This is a genomic window from Streptomyces sp. NPDC059398 (assembly GCF_042751845.1).
Lineage (GTDB): Bacteria > Actinomycetota > Actinomycetes > Streptomycetales > Streptomycetaceae > Streptomyces.
On record NZ_JBHYWP010000017.1, the window covers coordinates 26,653 to 44,266 of the forward strand.

Annotated in this window: 13 protein-coding genes; 3 read left to right on the forward strand and 10 right to left on the reverse strand. The window is 71.4% G+C overall.

What is annotated here, in order from left to right; all coding sequences use genetic code 11:
• Nucleotides 1-277: 277 nt before the first annotated feature.
• A complete protein-coding gene (locus ACFXBC_RS08930) occupies nucleotides 278-1,177 on the reverse strand; it encodes a DUF3017 domain-containing protein (RefSeq protein ID WP_385020453.1) in 900 nt (299 codons plus the stop codon).
• Entirely contained in the window at nucleotides 1,167-2,021 is an 855-nt protein-coding gene (locus tag ACFXBC_RS08935; RefSeq protein ID WP_385020456.1) for a bifunctional methylenetetrahydrofolate dehydrogenase/methenyltetrahydrofolate cyclohydrolase, read from the reverse strand. Before ACFXBC_RS08935 ends, ACFXBC_RS08930 begins: the two co-directional genes overlap by 11 nt.
• Before the next feature lie 209 nt (nucleotides 2,022-2,230).
• Here ACFXBC_RS08935 and ACFXBC_RS08940 point away from each other — a divergent pair, with 209 nt between their 5' ends.
• Complete coding sequence (locus tag ACFXBC_RS08940) at nucleotides 2,231-2,848, forward strand: RDD family protein (protein ID WP_385020459.1); 618 nt, start codon at nucleotides 2,231-2,233, stop codon at nucleotides 2,846-2,848.
• A gap of 124 nt (nucleotides 2,849-2,972) precedes the next feature.
• Here ACFXBC_RS08940 and purH read toward each other — a convergent pair whose 3' ends face one another.
• Together purH and purN are read right to left on the reverse strand one after the other, a co-directional pair.
• Nucleotides 2,973-4,595 (reverse strand): bifunctional phosphoribosylaminoimidazolecarboxamide formyltransferase/IMP cyclohydrolase, encoded by a 1,623-nt coding sequence (purH, locus tag ACFXBC_RS08945; RefSeq protein WP_385020570.1) that lies wholly within the window; start codon nucleotides 4,593-4,595, stop codon nucleotides 2,973-2,975.
• Complete coding sequence (gene purN / locus ACFXBC_RS08950) at nucleotides 4,513-5,157, reverse strand: phosphoribosylglycinamide formyltransferase (RefSeq protein WP_385020462.1); 645 nt, start codon at nucleotides 5,155-5,157, stop codon at nucleotides 4,513-4,515. The genes purH and purN overlap by 83 nt, the downstream gene beginning before the upstream one ends.
• A 208-nt stretch (nucleotides 5,158-5,365) precedes the next feature.
• On the opposite strand from purN, the gene ACFXBC_RS08955 reads away from it, so the two are divergent.
• Nucleotides 5,366-6,346, forward strand: a complete 981-nt coding sequence (locus ACFXBC_RS08955; RefSeq protein ID WP_385020465.1) for a hypothetical protein — start codon at nucleotides 5,366-5,368, stop codon at nucleotides 6,344-6,346.
• A 53-nt stretch (nucleotides 6,347-6,399) separates the two neighbouring features.
• On the opposite strand, the gene ACFXBC_RS08960 is transcribed toward ACFXBC_RS08955, so the two are convergent.
• On the reverse strand, nucleotides 6,400-8,439 hold the full coding sequence (locus ACFXBC_RS08960) for a DUF6350 family protein (RefSeq protein WP_385020573.1): 2,040 nt from the start codon (nucleotides 8,437-8,439) through the stop codon (nucleotides 6,400-6,402).
• A gap of 639 nt (nucleotides 8,440-9,078) precedes the next feature.
• Between ACFXBC_RS08960 and ACFXBC_RS08965 the strand changes: the two genes are divergently transcribed.
• Nucleotides 9,079-9,852: a sigma factor-like helix-turn-helix DNA-binding protein gene (locus ACFXBC_RS08965; RefSeq protein WP_385020468.1), complete on the forward strand. Its 774-nt coding sequence runs from the start codon at nucleotides 9,079-9,081 to the stop codon at nucleotides 9,850-9,852.
• Nucleotides 9,853-9,993: 141 nt separating this feature from the next.
• Here ACFXBC_RS08965 and sucD read toward each other — a convergent pair whose 3' ends face one another.
• The 5 genes from sucD to ACFXBC_RS08990 all read right to left on the reverse strand — a co-directional run bounded on the left by sucD (nucleotide 9,994) and on the right by ACFXBC_RS08990 (nucleotide 17,580).
• On the reverse strand, nucleotides 9,994-10,881 hold the full coding sequence (gene sucD / locus ACFXBC_RS08970) for a succinate--CoA ligase subunit alpha (protein ID WP_385020471.1): 888 nt from the start codon (nucleotides 10,879-10,881) through the stop codon (nucleotides 9,994-9,996).
• Nucleotides 10,882-10,901: 20 nt separating this feature from the next.
• Nucleotides 10,902-12,077, reverse strand: a complete 1,176-nt coding sequence (gene sucC / locus ACFXBC_RS08975; RefSeq protein WP_327295775.1) for an ADP-forming succinate--CoA ligase subunit beta — start codon at nucleotides 12,075-12,077, stop codon at nucleotides 10,902-10,904.
• Nucleotides 12,078-12,606: 529 nt separating this feature from the next.
• Nucleotides 12,607-13,767: a VWA domain-containing protein gene (locus ACFXBC_RS08980; protein ID WP_385020474.1), complete on the reverse strand. Its 1,161-nt coding sequence runs from the start codon at nucleotides 13,765-13,767 to the stop codon at nucleotides 12,607-12,609.
• Between the two features lie 67 nt (nucleotides 13,768-13,834).
• Complete coding sequence (locus tag ACFXBC_RS08985; protein ID WP_385020477.1) at nucleotides 13,835-16,480, reverse strand: DUF5682 family protein; 2,646 nt, start codon at nucleotides 16,478-16,480, stop codon at nucleotides 13,835-13,837.
• Nucleotides 16,477-17,580 carry an AAA family ATPase gene (locus ACFXBC_RS08990; RefSeq protein WP_385020480.1) on the reverse strand — a complete coding sequence of 368 codons (1,104 nt, stop codon included), beginning with the start codon at nucleotides 17,578-17,580 and terminating at the stop codon, nucleotides 16,477-16,479. Before ACFXBC_RS08990 ends, ACFXBC_RS08985 begins: the two co-directional genes overlap by 4 nt.
• Nucleotides 17,581-17,614: the final 34 nt, after the last annotated feature.

A 17,614-nucleotide genomic window follows, 5' to 3' on the forward strand; every position in this document is an offset into this window, starting at 1 on the left:
CCCACCCCGCCTTCGTCCCGCCCCCCGGGCCGGGGGGGGGGCCGCCCGCGCCCGGGGGGGGGGCGGCGCCGGCGGCCACCGCCGGGTGCAAGCACCCGTGGGGGGATAGGGTCCGCTTGCCCCGGGAATCGCGGGCCACTCCCCCTGATTCCCATTTATTTTCCGGCGGCGTCCCGGAGCGGCCCGGCGGCGTCCCGGCGGCCTCTCGTACGCCTCCGGTATCCGCCCGGGAGGCGTACGGCCGGTCAGCGGCCCGGCGGGCAAGGGGAGTTCGGCGTCACCGCACGGTGAACCGCATCAGCCCTTCGAGGAACGGCAGCTCCAGCCACGGCTTCGGCTGGACCATGAGCGCCAGCAGCGTGATGAGGAAACCCAGTACGCCGTACGTGACCATGTCGGTGAAGCGTGAACGCACCGCGAGCATCCCGACGGAACGCACCCATCCGCGCATCACGGCACCGCCGAGCAGAGCGATTCCGACCAGCAGCAGCCCCACCCGTGTCACGTCGAAGGCAACGAGCAGCAGTCCGACGCCGATGGTGACGAGCACCGTGAGCAGCGGCCACTGCCTGGCGGGGGCCGGCGCGTCACCGGGGGCCGCCCGGCCGCCGCCCTCGGGCCGCGCGGTGTCCCGCGTCACGCGGGGGAAGCGCCGGGTCGTCCGGACCGGCTCACCGTCCGGGCCGGGCGCGCTGACCGCGTCCCGCCCCTCCGGCGCACCGGCCTCGCCCGGCTCGGGGCCCTCGGCTCCAGCCTCCTCCTGCGGAGTGGCCGGATGCGCCCCGGAACGCCCGGACTCCCCGGCCCCGGAAGCCTCGGCTTCGGAGGCTCCGGCCTCGGCGCTCCCGGCCTCGGCTGCCTCGGGGCCCCGGGGCTCAGGGCTGCCGGGCTCGGCGGGAGTCTCCGGCGCACCGGACTGCCCGGACGCGGCGGACCCGGCGGGCTCGTCGGACTGCCCGGACGCATCGGACTGCCCGGACGCATCGGACCTCTCCGGCCCGGCGCTCCCGGAACCAGCCGGATTACCGGAAGCCGCCGACTTACCGGTGGCCGCCTGCTTCGCACCCTCCGGCTCGGGCTCAGCCCCAGGCCCCGTCGACTTACCGTCCCCAGGCCCCGTCTGCCCCACCGGCTCCTCGGGCCCCGGCCCCATCAGCGCGGCCGCGTCAGCCGACACTGCGCTCCGCCGCCTCCACGACGTTCACCAGCAGCTGCGCGCGGGTCATCGGGCCCACACCACCCGGGTTCGGCGAGACCCAGCCGGCCACATCGGCGACACCGGGGTGCACATCCCCGGCGATCTTTCCGTTCTCGTCCCTGCTGACACCGACGTCCAGGACAGCGGCCCCCGGCTTGACGTCCTCGGGGTTGATGATGTGCCGCACACCGGCCGCGGAGACGATGATGTCCGCCTGCCTGAGCAACGCGGGAAGGTCACGGGTGCCGGTGTGGCACTGGGTGACGGTCGCGTTCTCGGACTTACGGGTCAGCAGCAGCGGGATGGAGCGGCCCACGGTGATACCGCGGCCGACGACCACGACATGCGCCCCGGCGATCTCCACACCGTGGTGGCGGAGCAGCTGGATGATGCCGTACGGGGTGCAGGGCAGCGGGCCCTCCTCGTTCAGCACCAGCTTGCCGAGGCTGGTGGGGTGCAGCCCGTCCGCGTCCTTGGCCGGATCCATCAGCCCCAGGACACGGTTGGTGTCGATGCCCTTGGGGAGCGGCAACTGCACGATGTAGCCGGTGCATTCGGGATTCTCGTTGAGCTCCCGGACAACCGCCTCGATGTCCTCCTGCGTTGCGGTGCCGGGGAGTTCGCGCTGGATGGAACCGATACCGACCTCGGCGCAGTCGCGGTGCTTGCCGTTGACGTACCAGCGGCTGCCGGGGTCGTCGCCGACGAGCAGAGTGCCGAGACCGGGGGCCACTCCCTTCTCCTTGAGGGCCGCCACGCGGACGGTCAGATCGGACTTGATCGCGGCCGCGGTGGCCTTGCCATCGAGAATCTGGGCTGTCATACGAGCCATTCTTTCAGGGGCGGCGTGATCGCCCAAGTTGCACTTGCACAACGCATACGGTCTCCGACTGGACAAACTTACGCGGCATTGAGAACGATGTGGATCGCAGTGTCGCGGCCAGTACCGGGGGGCAGACCGCTCTGTCGTTTCTTCACCAATCCTCCGCTCGAACCGCGCCGTCCCCGCAGAACCAACGGAGGAATTCAGCCATGAGCTTCGGCGAACCGAACCCGAACAACCCCTACGGCCCGCCGCCGGGGCAGCAGCCGCAGGGCCAGCCCCAGCAGCCGGGCTACGGATACCCGCAGCAGGCTCCGCAGGGCGTGCCGCAGCAGCCCGGTTACGGCTACCCGCAGGCCCCGCCGGTCCAGCAGAACTACGGCGGCGGCTACCCCCAGCAGCCCGGCGGTTACGGCAGCATGCCCCCGTTCGCCGGCTGGTGGAGCCGGTGCGGCGCCATGTTCATCGACGGCCTGGTCATCGGCGTCCCGTACGGCATCATCGTCGGCATCGGTGGCGGCGTCGGCGGTGGCGCCGGTTCCGCGCTCGTCGTGATCGGTGTCCTCGTCGGTATCGGGCTCGGGCTCTTCAAGCTGTACAAGGAGGGCACCACCGGCCAGTTCATCGGGAAGAAGGCCCTGGGCATCAGCCTGCGGCGCGAGGCCGACGGCCAGTACCTGGGCTTCGGCATGTCCTTCGTCCGCTACCTCGCCCACTTCGTGGACAGCCTCGCCTGCTACCTGGGCTGGCTGTGGCCGGCGTGGGACTCCAAGAAGCAGACGTTCGCGGACAAGATCTGCTCGACCGTGGTCGTCAAGGTCGGCTGACCCGCACCCTGCTGAGCCCCGAGGGCCGCAACCCGGCGCATATCGCGCGGAGTTGCGGCCCTCGGCCGTACGGCCCCACATCGCTGGTAATCAGCGGCCCAGTGGCGTGGCCCAGTGGTGTCGCTCAGTGGAAGAAGTGCCGCGTCCCCGTGAAGTACATCGTCACGCCCGCCTTCTTCGCGGCCTCCACGACCAGCTCGTCACGGACCGAACCGCCCGGCTGCACCACGGCCCTGACCCCGGCGTCCGCCAGGATCTCGAAGCCGTCCGGGAACGGGAAGAACGCGTCCGATGCGGCGTACGCCCCCCGCGCCCGCTCCTCGCCCGCACGCTCGACGGCGAGCTTCGCGGAGTCGACCCGGTTGACCTGGCCCATCCCCACACCGACGGACGCGCCGTCCTTGGCGAGCAGGATCGCGTTGGACTTCACAGCCCGGCACGCCTTCCAGGCGAAGGACAGCTCGGCCAGCTCGGCCGCACCGAGCGCCTCACCGGACGCCAGCGTCCAGTTCGCCGGGTCGTCGCCCTCGGCCTGCAGCCGGTCGGTGGCCTGGAGCAGCGCGCCGCCGTCGATCTGTTTGACCTCGGTGGCGGCCGACGGCCCCTCGGGACAGCGCAGCACCCGGATGTTCTTCTTGCGCGCCAGCACGTCGACCGCGCCGTCCTCGTATGCCGGAGCGACGACGACCTCGGTGAAGATGGGGGCGATCTGCTCGGCCAGCTCCACGGTGACCGGACGGTTGACCGCGATCACACCGCCGTACGCGGAGACCGGGTCGCAGGCGTGCGCCTTGCGGTGCGCCTCCGCCAGGTCGTCACCGACCGCGATACCGCAGGGGTTGGCGTGCTTGATGATCGCCACACAGGGCTCGGTGTGGTCGTAGGCGGCCCGGCGCGCGGCGTCGGTGTCCGTGTAGTTGTTGTACGACATCTCCTTGCCGTGCAGCTGCTCGGCCTGGGCGAGACCACCCGTACCGGAGACGTACAGCGCGGCGCCCTGGTGCGGGTTCTCGCCGTAGCGCAGGACGTTGCCGCGCTCGTACGTCGCACCGAGGAACTCGGGGAAGCCGCTGTCGTCGGCCGCCGCGTAACCGTCGGCGAACCAGCCGGCGACCGCCACGTCGTACGCGGCGGTGTGCCGGAATGCCTCGGCCGCGAGCCGCTTGCGCGCGGTGAGGTCGAAGCCGCCGCCCCTGACGGCGGTGAGGACGTCCGCGTACCGGCCGGGGCTGGTGACGACCGCCACCGACGGGTGGTTCTTGGCAGCGGCGCGGACCATCGAGGGGCCGCCGATGTCGATCTGCTCGACGCACTCGTCCGGTGTGGCGCCGGACGCGACGGTCTCGGTGAAGGGGTAGAGGTTCACCACGACCAGGTCGAAGGGCTCCACCTCCAGCTCGGCGAGCTGCCTGCGGTGGTCCTCCAGGCGCAGATCGGCGAGGATCCCGGCGTGCACCCGGGGGTGCAGCGTCTTGACCCGGCCGTCGAGGCACTCCGGGAAACCGGTGAGCTCCTCGACCTTGGTGACCGGCACACCGGCAGCGGCGATCTTCGCCGCGGTGGATCCGGTGGAGACGAGCGTGACGCCCGCCTCGTGCAGCCCGAGGGCCAGCTCCTCCAGACCCGACTTGTCGTAGACGCTGACGAGCGCGCGCCGGATGGGCTTAACGGTGTTCTCGGTGTGCACCGACCTGAACCTTTCGTCCCTCAATGCGGTAGCCGTTACGGGCCAGACGCCCCACGACATCGACGAGCAGCTTCCGCTCGACTTCCTTGATGCGCTCATGAAGAGCGCTTTCGTCGTCCTGCTCCCGGATCTCGACCACACCCTGCGCGATGATCGGACCGGTGTCGACGCCGTCGTCGACGAAGTGGACGGTGCAGCCGGTGACCCTGGCCCCGTACGCGAGCGCGTCGCGCACTCCGTGAGTGCCGGGGAACGCGGGCAGCAGGGCCGGATGCGTATTGACGAACCGGCCCCCGAAGGCCGCGAGGAACCGCTTCCCCACGATCTTCATGAAACCGGCCGACACGACCAGGTCGGGTGCGTGGGCGGCGGTGGCCTCGGCCAGCGCCGCATCCCACGCGTCGCGGTCCGCGTACTCCTTCACCCTGCAGACGAAGGTCGGCAGTCCGGCGTCGCGGGCGCGGTCGAGTCCGGCGATGTTGTCGCGGTCGGCGCCGACCGCGACGATCTCGGCTCCATAGCCGGCCGGATCGGCGGCGATGGCATCGAGCAGGGCCTGCAGATTGGTTCCGGAACCGGAGACCAGCACGACCAGACGGGCGGGAGAGGACGGGGAGGCCACGGCGGGGCCCTTTCTGGATACGACTTGTGCGGTCGTACGAATAGAGCGCAGCCCCCGATACGGGGAACTCTACGAACGCGCCGACCGTCGGCAACGATACCGGCACACCGAAAGGCCCCCACGGGACGGGGGCACGGCCGAGAGGTAGCGTCTGGGGACAGGACCTGTCTCCCGGGCAGGAACCGATCGAGGGGAAGACGTTCACCAGATGCAGGACCGACGCCACCGCGCGACTCTCCGCACCCCGCTGCACGGGCAGGGCTCCATGCTGCTGCGGGAACGCCGGCCCTCCTCGACGGAACCCGACGACGACAACCCGTTCGCACCGCCGCCCGCCGACCGGCCCGAGCAGCCGTGGCGGCCCCGGCAGCCGCAGCACCCGGCGGGCGGTGACGGAAACGGCGGCGGGAGCGGGAGCGGCGAGGGGGATGGCGGCGACGGCTCGTCTCCGTCGGATTCGTCGTCCCACGGCCGGGGAGGCCAGTGGAGCCCGGTTCAGCCGGGCCGCCATGACGGCGGGTTCGGCGGCGGCCCTCAGCGACCGGCGGGCGGCCCGGACGACCCGGGAAACGGGCGGAACGGCGGCCAGGGCGGCCCTGGTCCGTCCCTGCGCTGGGATCCGAAGGACCCGGCCCAGCGCCGGGCGCGCTATGCGCTGCTCGCCGGAATGTGGGCGTTCTTCTTCGCCCTCTTCAACCTGCCGGAGATCGGCCTGCTGCTCGGCGCACTCGCGGTCTACTGGGGCGTCAGCGCCCTGCGCGCCAAGCCGCAGACGGGCTCCGGCGCGCACCGGGGCGCCGCCTCCTCGACAGCGCCGCAGCAGGCGGCGCCCCCGATGCCTCCGACGCCCCCGCCTCCGGCCGACGGGCGGCAGCCCAGTCCTGACGTCCCTCCGGCGCCGACGGCACCGCCTGCCCCCGGTGGGCAACCGGGTCCGTACGGGGGCCCGTACACCGGTCCGTACGCCGGTGCGTCGGCCGCCTCGTCCAAGCAGCAGATCACCGCTGCGGTGAGCGGCCTGGTGACCGCGGGACTCGCGCTGCTGATCGTGATCCTGACGTTCTCGGCGCAGCTCGTGTACCGGGACTACTACACCTGTGTGAACGACGCCCTGACGAAGCAGGGCCAGATCGCCTGCAACAAGAAGCTGCCGCACTCACTGGTTCCGGTTCTCGGCACGAAGAAGTAGGTACGAGGGCGTACGCGGGCGGAAGCCGGCGGTCGCGCTGAGGGTTGTGCGGCTCAGTCCTCGTCGGTACGGGGCACCGGCGGCCCGATGTCCGGGCCGGTTCCGGTGCTGGAACCGGCATCGTGACCATCGTGACCAGGGCCGTCACCACGCGAAGGCTCACCCTCGGCTCCGTCGGACTGTGCGGGAAGGCCGGCCGGGCTGACAGCTTCCGGGCTCTCGGGGGCGTCGGCACCGCCCTCGTCGGCATTCTCGGCCTCCTCGGACCGCTGTAGTTGCTCGGACCGGCGGGGCTGCTTGACAGCGCCCGCGTCTCCGGATGGGAGCGGCGATGCGGCGGGGGGTTCGGAGAACCCGGGAGATCCGGCCGATGAGGACGTGGAGGTGGAAGTAGGGGTGGAGGTGGAAGTAGAGGTGGAGGACGGGAACGTGTCCTGTGCATCCGTGAGAGGGAACTTCGCGAACAGCCGCCCGGACAGGGCCCGCAGCGCAGCCCACCGCCCCGCGCGCGCTCCGTCGTCGCTGCCGCCGTTGCTGTCGCCGCTGCTGTCGCCTGCGGGAACATCCCCCTTCCCCTCGGCCTCTCCAGAGGCACCCATGCCCCCGCCTTCGTGCGCCTCCGGCTCCACCGGGGCCGGGTCTCCCACCGGGCCCGGGGCCATGGCTTTCGCGGAGGCCGGGGCCTCCGCCGGAGCGACGCCCATCCGGGCCTGAACTTCCGCCGGAGCCTGCACCCCCACCCGCACCGCTGCCACTCCGTCCGCAGTGGCCTCTCTGTCCGCAGGGGCCTCCACCCCAGCGGCCCCGGACCCGGCAGCGGCACCGGCCCGGCTGCTGCGCAGCGCCCACCAGCGCCGGAGGAGTGCCACGGGAAGGCCGGTTCCCACGGTCCAGGCGAGCGTGGCCACGCTGGTGTGCCACCACACCGGGCCGAAGGACGTCAGCCTTCCAGTACCGAGCGGTCCGCCGGACAGAGCAGCCAGACCGGCCATCACCGCCGCACAGACGACTGCCGCCGACAGGGCCATGAGCGCGGTACCGCCGAAGGTCCCGGCCCGGCCGTCGTCCCGTACCCGTGTCACGAACCAGCCGAGCACGGCCCCCGCTGCCACCGGCACACCCGCGACCGCCCAGGTCAGCGGCGTCCCGCTGCCCGGCCCCGGCAGAGCGGCCAGCAGCGGGAAGTAGGGCAGCGCGGCATTTCCGGTGACCACGAGCGGTGTCACCACGGAACCGGTACCGAGGGTGAAACCGGGACCGAGTGCGTACGAAGCCCCCCACAGCGCCGCGTTGGGTACGAGCGCGGCGGCCAGCAGCAGCACGGTGAACCGCCCCGACCAGGCGCCGGTCAACCGCAGGAACGATTCCTGCGCGGCGCCCCCGTGCCACACCAGTGAACCGCCGACCAACAGCGCACCCCCACCCGCCAGCACAGCGACGGCAGCGACTCCGGCCCGCAGCGCGGTCGGCACCCGGGGGTCGCGGAGTGCACGTCGCACGCCGGCGGGAAGCGCCCCACCACCGGCGTACGGTGCGCGCCCCCAGCCACTGAACGGCTCACGCGGGAAGGCCCGCGCCCGCCACACGCCCACCCCGGCCGCGACTCCGGCGACGAGCGGCAGATGCCACAGTGCGCTCAACGGCCGGACGGACAGCGGCCCGTCCGACGCGTACCACGTCACCAGGGCGGCCACCAGGAGATAGCCACTGGTCACCGCCGCGAGAGCGCCGTGCACCGAGGGACCCGGGCGGCCGTTCGCCGGGTCGAACGCGGCACGCGCGGCCCGCTGGACCAGCCATACCGGCAGGATCACCAGCAGCATCGGCACCAGGCCCAGCGGGGCAGGCACCCCGGATGTGGTGTCATGCCTGGTCAGCTCGGTGCCATGGGCGAGCAGCCACAGCGCGGCCGTGACATGCAGTGCGCCACCGGGCCCGCTGTCGGGATAGGGCGAGCTGATCCACAGCAGCATCACCAGCACGGTCAGCGAGCCGAGTCCGAGCGCCGCCGCGAGTCCGCCTCGCAGCACACAGTCGGCCAGCACGGCGGACCGGCTCCGCACGGGGGCGAGCGACGGGCTGCGTTCGGTCATCTGAATCACGCGGGCCATGCTGCCAACGACACGCGCTTTCACCGCGTAACAGGCAAAGGCCGGTCGTGTCACTCAATATACGTTTATGCACTTTTCGGACTCGCTCTCTGCCGTGAGCAGCGCCGGGGGCACCGCATGACGGAACTGCGCTCCCCGAAGAAGCGGCGCCGAGCACGCCGGGCGAAGCCGCCGGGCGCCGGGCAGCCGGCGCAAGGCCAGCACGAGGCAGCACCGCCAGAGGCACCTCGCGCGAAGGAACAGCCGTCAGAAGTCGTGCCTCCTGATGGGGCACCCGGAGAAGCGGCACCTCCCGACTCAGCACCCGCGGACACGGCGCCCGCGAACACGACGCCTACGGACACGGCACCTACGGAAGCGGCAGTCCCTGTTGCAGCACCTGCGGACGCGACACCGTCAGAGGCCACGACCGCAGAGCCAACGGCCGCGGACGCAACGACCGCGGACGCAACGGCGACAGACGTAACGGCCGCGAAGACGACAAGCGCGGGAGCGACGGACACGGGAGCGACGGACACAGAGGCAACGGCCGCCGAGGCAAGCACCGCAGAGGCAGCGAGCGCGTCCGGCCCGGAAGATTCGTCCAGCGCCCCCGCTCTCACCCCTTCCGAAGCCTTCGACATGCTCTACGCCCAGGCCGCACCCGGTCTCGTACACCAGACCTATGTGCTCACCGGTCGCCGCCGTCTCGCCGGGCAGGCGGTCGAGCGCGCGTTCCACCTGGCGTGGCAGCGATGGCCGGAGGTCGCGACGGACCGCGACCCGGCGGGTTGGGTACGCGCTGCGGCGTACGAGTACGCCGTGTCGCCCTGGCGCCGGCTGAGCCGCAAGGGCGCGCGCCCCGACCCCCGCACCACGGACCCCGTACAGGGCCCGCTGCGCGAGGCCGTGCTCCGCCTGCCGCCCGCCTACCGGCGCACCCTGCTGCTGTACGACGGACTCGGTCTCGACCTCCCCGAGACCGCGGCCGAGACAGAGGCGACCACCCGCGCCGCCGCGAACCGGCTGCTTTACGCGCGGGCCGCCGTGGCCCGGTCCCTGCCCGGGCTGGAAGAACCCGGGCAGTTCCGGGAACGCCTGGGTGCCCTCGCCCTCACCGGGCTCGAAGCCGCGCTCCCGGAGGCCCGCGCCGTACGGACCGGGAGTGAGCGCAGAACCCGGTTCTGGACGCGGCTCACCATCGGGAGCATTGTCCTGCTGACGGCCCTGACGGCGTTCACGCTGGTCACGGCCCCCACTCACTACGCACGGCCGACCGGGGCCCCGCACCGCGTGCAGGGTGTCCCGCCACGCGGGGGCCCGCAGCGGCTGACCGCCGAGGACAAGAAGCTGCAGCAGAGGCTCCGGACGCTCCCGGCGAACGGCCCGGAACGCCTGGTGCCACAACTGCGCTGACCCGGCCGGGCCTCACCACACCCGCCCGGTCAACTCCGAGGCTTCCCGCCCCAGCACGCACGAGCGGGCCCGCACCCCCTGAAAACCAGGAGGAACGGGCCCGCTCCGCAGTGCTGGGACTGTCCGGGAAACCCGGGTCCGCTACGCGCCGGCGAGGATCGCCCGAGCCAGCTTGGCCGTCTCGGTCGGCGTCTTGCCGACCTTGACGCCCGCGGCCTCCAGCGCTTCCTTCTTCGCCTGGGCGGTGCCGGAGGAGCCGGAGACGATGGCGCCTGCGTGGCCCATGGTCTTGCCCTCGGGCGCCGTGAAGCCCGCGACATAGCCGACGACCGGCTTCGTCACGTTCTTCGCGATGTAGTCGGCCGCACGCTCCTCGGCGTCGCCGCCGATCTCACCGATCATCACGATGAGGTCGGTCTCGGGGTCCGCCTCGAACGCCGCGAGGGCGTCGATGTGGGTCGTACCGATGACCGGGTCGCCACCGATGCCGACGGCCGACGAGAAGCCGATGTCACGGAGCTCGTACATCATCTGGTAGGTCAGCGTGCCCGACTTGGAGACGAGACCGATACGGCCGGGCTTGGTGATGTCGCCCGGGATGATGCCGGCGTTGGACTGGCCGGGGGTGATCAGGCCGGGGCAGTTCGGGCCGATGATCCGGGTCTTGTCGCCCTTCGACTTGGCGTACGCGTAGAACGCGGCCGAGTCGTGGACGGCGATGCCCTCGGTGATGACGACCGCGAGCGGGATCTCGGCGTCGATCGCCTCGACGACGGCGGCCTTCGAGAAGGCCGGCGGCACGAAGAGGACCGAGACGTCGGCACCGGTCTTCTCGATGGCCTCGGCGACCGTGCCGAACACGGGGACGTCGGTGCCGTCGAAGTCGACGGAGGTGCCGGCCTTGCGGGGGTTCACGCCGCCGACGATGTTGGTGCCGTCAGCGAGCATGAGCTTGGTGTGCTTCATGCCGGTGGCGCCGGTCATCCCCTGGACGATGACCTTGCTTTCCTTGGTCAGGAAAATAGCCATGGTGTTGGTGACCTGTTCCCTTACTTCGCAGCCGCGAGCTCGGCGGCCTTGTCGGCCGCGCCGTCCATGGTGTCCACACGCTGCACGAGCGGGTGGTTGGCGTCCGACAGGATCTTGCGACCCAGCTCCGCGTTGTTGCCGTCGAGACGGACGACCAGCGGCTTGGTGACCGCTTCGCCCTTCGACTTGAGGAGCTCAAGCGCCTGGACGATGCCGTTGGCGACCTCGTCGCACGCGGTGATGCCGCCGAAGACGTTGACGAACACGGACTTGACGTCCGGGTCGCCGAGGATGATCTCCAGGCCGTTCGCCATGACCTCGGCGGAGGCGCCGCCACCGATGTCGAGGAAGTTGGCGGGCTTCACGTTGCTGTGCTTCTCACCGGCGTACGCGACGACGTCGAGGGTGCTCATGACGAGCCCCGCGCCGTTGCCGATGATGCCGACCTCGCCGTCGAGCTTGACGTAGTTGAGGTTCTTGGCCTTGGCGGCAGCCTCGAGCGGGTTGGCTGCTGCCTTGTCCTCAAGCGCCTCGTGGTCGGGCTGGCGGAAGTCGGCGTTCTCGTCGAGCGAGACCTTGCCGTCAAGGGCGATGATCTTGCCGTCGCCGGACTTGATCAGCGGGTTGACCTCAACGAGGAGCGCGTCCTCCTTGATGAAGACGGTCCACAGCTTCTGCAGCACGTCGGCGACCTGGCCGGCGATCTCGGCCGGGAACTTCGCCGCGGCCACGATCTCCGCGGCCTTCTCCGGGGTGCAGCCCTCGTTGGCGTCGACCGGGATCTTGGCCAGCGCGTCGGGGTTCTCCTCGGCGACGACCTCGATCTCCACGCCGCCCTCGACCGAGGCCATGGCGAGGAAGGTGCGGTTGGTGCGATCGAGGAGGAAGGAGACGTAGTACTCCTCCGCGATGTCCGCCGTCTCGGCCAGCATGACCCTCTGGACCGTGTGGCCCTTGATGTCCATGCCCAGAATGGCGTCGGCCTTCGCCACGGCGTCGGCCGGGTCGGAGGCGAGCTTCACACCGCCGGCCTTGCCACGGCCGCCGACCTTGACCTGCGCCTTGACGACGGCCTTGCCGCCCAGACGCTCGGTCACCTCGCGCGCCGCCTCAGGCGTATCGATGACTTCACCGGCCAGCACCGGTACACCGTGCTTGGCGAAGAGGTCCCTCGCCTGGTACTCGAACAGGTCCACGCGCGTCCGTCTCCCTTTGCTTAAATCGTCGTCGCAGTAGTGATCGCGGTTACTTGTCTGCGTGGGCGTGCCGCGAAGGGCAACGTGACTGCGCTGTCACTGGGGAGGCGTAGACGGTGTCCGAGTACGCGGCATGTCCGTCTCGCAGGTTATCCCCGTGGGCGCCGGGTCCCTAAATCGCAGATCACACCTGCGCGGTGATTACGGTCACAAACCCCCGTCCCGGACAGCGCGGCCCCACCGCCCCGGGAAACCGCCCGGTGAGCTGTGCCGACGCGGCGAGGGAGCGGTCAGGAACGCGGTACAGCGCCGGTGAGGAGTGCGTCCGCCACGTCGCCGAGGGTGACCGATGACACAGCGGACGGGGCGCCATGAACGGCCGCCCGCCCGGCGGCCCGGCCGTGCGGCCTCCTGCGGGTGCACCGCGGCGTCCGGGCACCGGTGCACCGCGGTAGCCGGTTACTGATGCAAAGCGGAGTCCGGTCACTGGCGCATCACGGTGTCGGTCACTGGCGCATCGCAGTACCGGTCACAGGCGCATCGCCGTATCCGGTACGGGCAAGGGCCTCCTTTCGATCGCTGCGGCCATGACGTCCGGGAAGAGATCAGGCGTACAGGCGAAGGCGGGTGCCCCCAGTGCGGCCAGCCCCTCCGCATGGGCGTGGTCGTACGCCGGTGCTCCCTCGTCCGACAGGGCGAGCAGCGTGACGAACTGGGTGCCCGACGCCTTCATCGCCGCGACCCGCTTCAGCATTTCGTCCCGTATCCCTCCCTCGTACAGGTCGCTGATCAGCACCACCACCGTGTCCGTCGGCCGGGTGATCTGCTTCTGGCAGTACGCCAGGGCCCTGTTGATGTCCGTGCCGCCGCCGAGTTGGGTGCCGAAGAGGACATCGACGGGGTCATCGAGTTGTTCCGTCAGATCGACAAAGGCCGTGTCGAAGACGACGAGGCGGGTGGAGAGGGAGCGCATCGATGCGAGAACCGCGCCGAACACCGACGCATAGACCACCGATGCGGCCATCGAGCCCGACTGGTCGATGCAGAGGATGACGTCCTTCTTCACCGAGCGGGCCGCGTGACCGTAGCCGATGAGCCGCTCGGGAACGACCGTGCCGTACTCCGGCAGATAGTTCTTCAGGTTGGCGCGGATGGTGCGGTCCCAGTCGATGTCCCGGTGGCGCGGTCTGCTGATCCTGGCGGAACGGTCCAACGCACCGCCGACCGAGGTCCGCATCTTCGCCGCGAACCGCTTCTCCAACTCCTCGACCACCTTGCGGACGACGGCTCGCGCCGTCTCCCTGACCGTCTCGGGCATCGCTTTGTTGAGCGAGAGCAGCGTCCCGACCAGGTGCACATCCGCCTCGACGGCCTCCAGCATCTCCGGTTCGAGCAACAGGGCGGACAGCCCTGTGCGTTCGATGGCATCGCGCTGCATCACCTGGACGACCGAACTCGGGAAGTACGTACGGATGTCACCCAGCCAGCGGGCGACGGACGGTGCGGATGCCCCGAGCCCGGCCGTCCGGCCGCCACTCCGTCCGCCTCCCTTCTTTCCGTTGCCGTACAGCGCGCCGAGCGCCCCGTCCATCGCTGCGTCCCTGCCTCCGAGCGACACCCCGGCGCTCTCCGCCGCATCACCCCCGAGGACGAGCCTCCAGCGCCGCAGCCGTTCCTCCACCGTGTTCATCTGCGCTCCCCCATCGGATCGTTGACACCTGTCAGGCCGCCGGCCGGCCGTCGGCTCGGCCCTCCACCTACCCGGCCGTCTCTCCCTTCCCGTCCGGCCCCCGGGCTGCCGGCGAGGCCGCTGAGCCGCCGAGGAGCAGCCGCACCACCGGCAGGACCGCGCCAGCCCGCCCCGCATCGAGCCCGGCCCCGAACCCGGGCAGCGATTCTTCGGCCCTCCCGCCGACCCGCCCGGCCCCGCTGTCCCCACTGGCCCCACTCCTTCCGCCGGTCCGGCCGCCCCCACCCGGGCCGGTTCCGCGTCCGACGAGCTCGCCGAGTGTGCGGCGAACGCCCGGCTCGTACGCCGAGAACGTACGGCGCAGCAACGGAAGTACGCCGGTGAACGCTTCCGCCGGAACACCCGTCAGCCACGCGTCGACCAGCCCGAGCAACCGCTCGTCGTGGACCAGGAGCGTGCCCGCCCATGGGGCCCCGCCGACAAAGCCCTCGATCCAGGCGGCGGCATCGGCGGGCGGTGCGCCCGGCGACAGGGCGAGTCCCATGAGCCGTGCTGTCTCCTCTTCGGCGAGCTGCCCGTCGTCCAGCAGGAGGCGGACAGCCCGCCCGCGTATCAGCCCGGTGACGGATTCGCGAGTGGAGAGTCTGCGCAGCGCCTCGGTCCACCGCTCGCGCAGCCCCGCGGCATCCGGCAGCAGCCCGATCGCGGCGTGGACCCCCTCCACATGGGTCCGCATCTCGTTCGCCCCGTCCGTGTCCAGCCCCGTACAGGCCGATGGCAGACCGACGCAGATCCGCTCGGCCAGGCCCACCGTCACCTCGGCGAGCGCCGCCGTACCGGTGGAGCGCACATTTCCGTACCGCAGGGAACGGGCCAGCGTGGGCAGTGCACCGGCGAGATGCCCTACATCGGTATCGAGCGCGGCGCGGTCGGTGAGGGCCCGCATCACCACCGGGAGCGCATCGGGCAGTTCGGCCAGGAGACACTGCTCGGCAAGGGCGGTGACGGAGGCGAGGGCGGTCGCGGACACGGCCTGGGACGCGGCTCTGGCAGTGGCGGCGGAGAGCACGGTCGTCCCCCACATGCCGGCCTCCGCAACCCGCAGGGACAGCTCCGGTTCCCAGCGCAGCCGCCAGCTCTCCCGGAACGTGCCCGTACTCGCCCGGCCCCGGCCTGGTTCGCCCCAGGCGACCCCGAGAAGCCTCAACCGGTGCAACAACCGGGACCGCCCGGCATCCGTCTCCTTGCGCAGGTCGAGGTCCAGGTCTCGTCCGGCACCTTCCGGACGCAGCCGCAGTGCACGCTGGGCCCGGGTCAGATCACGCTGGAGAGGTACGGCAGGAGCGGCATCCGGGACCTCTCCGAGCACCTCGCCGACGACAAGCCGGTCCTGGACGAGCCCGAGCGGTACGTCGGACCCTTCGCACATCACCGCCTTCACCGCGTCGGTCGTCTCGGTCAGCCCCGGCAGCGGGCGCCCGCGCAGTGCGGCGAGCGTCACCGCGAGCCGTACGGCTTCGATGACATGGGCGGAAGACACCTGCTGGTCCTCGTCGCGCAGCAGGCGTGCGACCTTGGTCATCCAGCGCTCGACCGGGCGGTCACCGGCACCGAACAGGTGCCCGTACCAGCCGGGCGACTCGATACCCGCGCCGTATCCGCTGCGCCGGGCGAGCCTCCGGTGGGTCCACGGCACCCAGGTCATCTCTGCTTTCACCTTGGGCAGTGCCTTGAGCAGGGCCCGGTCGGCCGCGACGGTGGTCTTCACCGCCAGGGCAGGAACGTGCCAGGCACCGCAGACGACCGCCACCGGGCCGTCGAACTCCCGCCTCGCCGCTCGAAGTTGGATCCGCATATACGCCTCGCGGACCCGGTCCCGGGGAAATCCCGCATCCCCGTAGGTCTCACGGAGCGCCGCCATGGCTTCGGAGAGTGCGGCGAACGGCGCGAGAGGATCATTCCCCGGGCCGCGCCCACCGGGGCCGCCGCTCCCACCGTGGCTGCCGGAACCGCCGGAACCGCCGGAACCGCCGGAACTGCCGGAACCGCCGGAGCCGCCGGAGCCGCCGGAGCCACGAGCGCCGCCCGGGCCACCGGAGCCGCGGTGCTCCACGACGTCCTCCCACCAGCGCTCGGCGTCGTCATAGCCTGCGGTCTCGGCCAGCACTCCGATGGGGTCGATCCGCACACCGGCGGAAGTCCCCTCGGCCCCGCTGTCACCGGGCCCGTCCGCAACCGGATCCACAGGTTCATGAGCGGGGTCCTCATCGGCCATCGCCAGGGAGTGGGCCGAGGGCAGATCGATGAACCGGACCGGCACTCCACGTCGCTGCGCCCAGCGGATCGCCACCCACTCCGGGGAGAACTCCGCCAGGGGCCAGAACGCCGCCCGGCCCGGATCGCCCACCACATGGGCGAGGAGCGCCACCGGTGGCCTCATGCCCTCGTCCGCTGCGAGCGGCAGCAACGCGTCCCCCTCCGGCGGCCCCTCGACCAGCACGGCGTCGGGCACCACGGCGTCCAGCGCGGCCAGTACCGCACGGGCCGAACCCGGACCGTGGTGCCGGACGCCGAGCAGCAGCGGGCCGGCCGGCACGTGGTGCGCGGTGCGCGCGGACAGCTCGTGCGCTGCCGGGGAACGGCTCTGCCCGGTGACGGCGGACTCCCGCGCGCGGTGCGCACCGGGTACGGGGCAAGCCGTGGTCCCGGTCATACCGAGACCTCGCGGCACGCCCGGTAGAAGTCCTTCCAGCCGTCCCGCTCCCGTACCACCGTCTCCAGATACTCCTGCCAGATCACCCGGTCGGCGGCCGGCTCGCGTACGACCGCGCCCAGCAGACCTGCGGCGACATCGGACGGACGGAGCACCCCGTCACCGAAATGGGCGGCGAGAGCGAGGCCGTTGGTGACGACGGAGATCGCCTCGGCTGTGGACAGCGTGCCCGAAGGGGACTTGACCTTGGTGCGCCCGTCGGAAGTGACCCCGCCGCGCAACTCGCGGAAGACGGTCACCACCCGGCGGATCTCGTCCATGCCTTCGGCAGCGGCCGGCAGATCGAGCGACCGGCCGATCTGATCGACGCGCCGAGAGACGATGTCGACCTCCGCATCGGCGGTGGAAGGCAGCGGCAGGACCACGGTGTTGAAACGCCGGCGCAGCGCGCTGGACAGCTCGTTGACCCCGCGGTCGCGGTCGTTGGCGGTGGCGATCAGGTTGAATCCGCGGACCGCCTGTGTCTCCTGGCCCAGCTCCGGGATGGGCAGGGTCTTCTCGGACAGGATCGTGATCAGGGTGTCCTGCACATCGGCGGGGATCCGGGTCAGCTCCTCGACGCGTGCGGTCGTCCCGTCCGCCATCGCCCGCATGACCGGGCTGGGCACCAGGGCCTCACGGCTCGGCCCGTGGGCCAGCAGCCGCGCGTAGTTCCAGCCGTATCTGATCGCTTCCTCCGGTGTCCCGGCCGTGCCCTGGACGAGCAGGGTGGAGTCGCCGCTCACGGCCGCCGCGAGATGCTCGGAGACCCATGTCTTGGCGGTGCCCGGAACTCCGAGCAGCAACAGCGCACGGTCGGTCGCGAGGGTGGTGACGGCGACTTCGACGATGCGCCGCGGTCCGACGTACTTGGGGGTGATCACCGTCCCGTCGGGCAGCGTGCCGCCCTGGAGGTAGGTGGCCACGGCCCAGGGCGAGAGCTTCCAGCGCTCGGGACGCGGGCGGTCGTCGGCGGCTGCGAGCGCGCGCAGTTCGTGGGCGAATGCGTCCTCGGCATGCGGCCTCAGAACCTCTGCGGCGGTGCTTTCGGGCGTGGTCATGGATCCCCCTCCAGATCGGCGACCTGATGTGGTC

Coding starts and splice junctions, on each gene's coding strand:
- sucD (WP_385020471.1), bottom strand. CDS start 10,881: ATGGCTATTTTCCTGACCAAGGAAAGCAAGGTCATCGTCCAGGGGATG.
- ACFXBC_RS08935 (WP_385020456.1), bottom strand. CDS start 2,021: ATGACAGCCCAGATTCTCGATGGCAAGGCCACCGCGGCCGCGATCAAG.
- ACFXBC_RS08965 (WP_385020468.1), top strand. CDS start 9,079: ATGCTCTACGCCCAGGCCGCACCCGGTCTCGTACACCAGACCTATGTG.
- ACFXBC_RS08985 (WP_385020477.1), bottom strand. CDS start 16,480: ATGACCGGGACCACGGCTTGCCCCGTACCCGGTGCGCACCGCGCGCGG.
- ACFXBC_RS08990 (WP_385020480.1), bottom strand. CDS start 17,580: ATGACCACGCCCGAAAGCACCGCCGCAGAGGTTCTGAGGCCGCATGCC.
- ACFXBC_RS08960 (WP_385020573.1), bottom strand. CDS start 8,439: ATGACCGAACGCAGCCCGTCGCTCGCCCCCGTGCGGAGCCGGTCCGCC.
- ACFXBC_RS08980 (WP_385020474.1), bottom strand. CDS start 13,767: ATGAACACGGTGGAGGAACGGCTGCGGCGCTGGAGGCTCGTCCTCGGG.
- ACFXBC_RS08955 (WP_385020465.1), top strand. CDS start 5,366: ATGCAGGACCGACGCCACCGCGCGACTCTCCGCACCCCGCTGCACGGG.
- purH (WP_385020570.1), bottom strand. CDS start 4,595: ATGTCGTGGGGCGTCTGGCCCGTAACGGCTACCGCATTGAGGGACGAA.
- ACFXBC_RS08940 (WP_385020459.1), top strand. CDS start 2,231: ATGAGCTTCGGCGAACCGAACCCGAACAACCCCTACGGCCCGCCGCCG.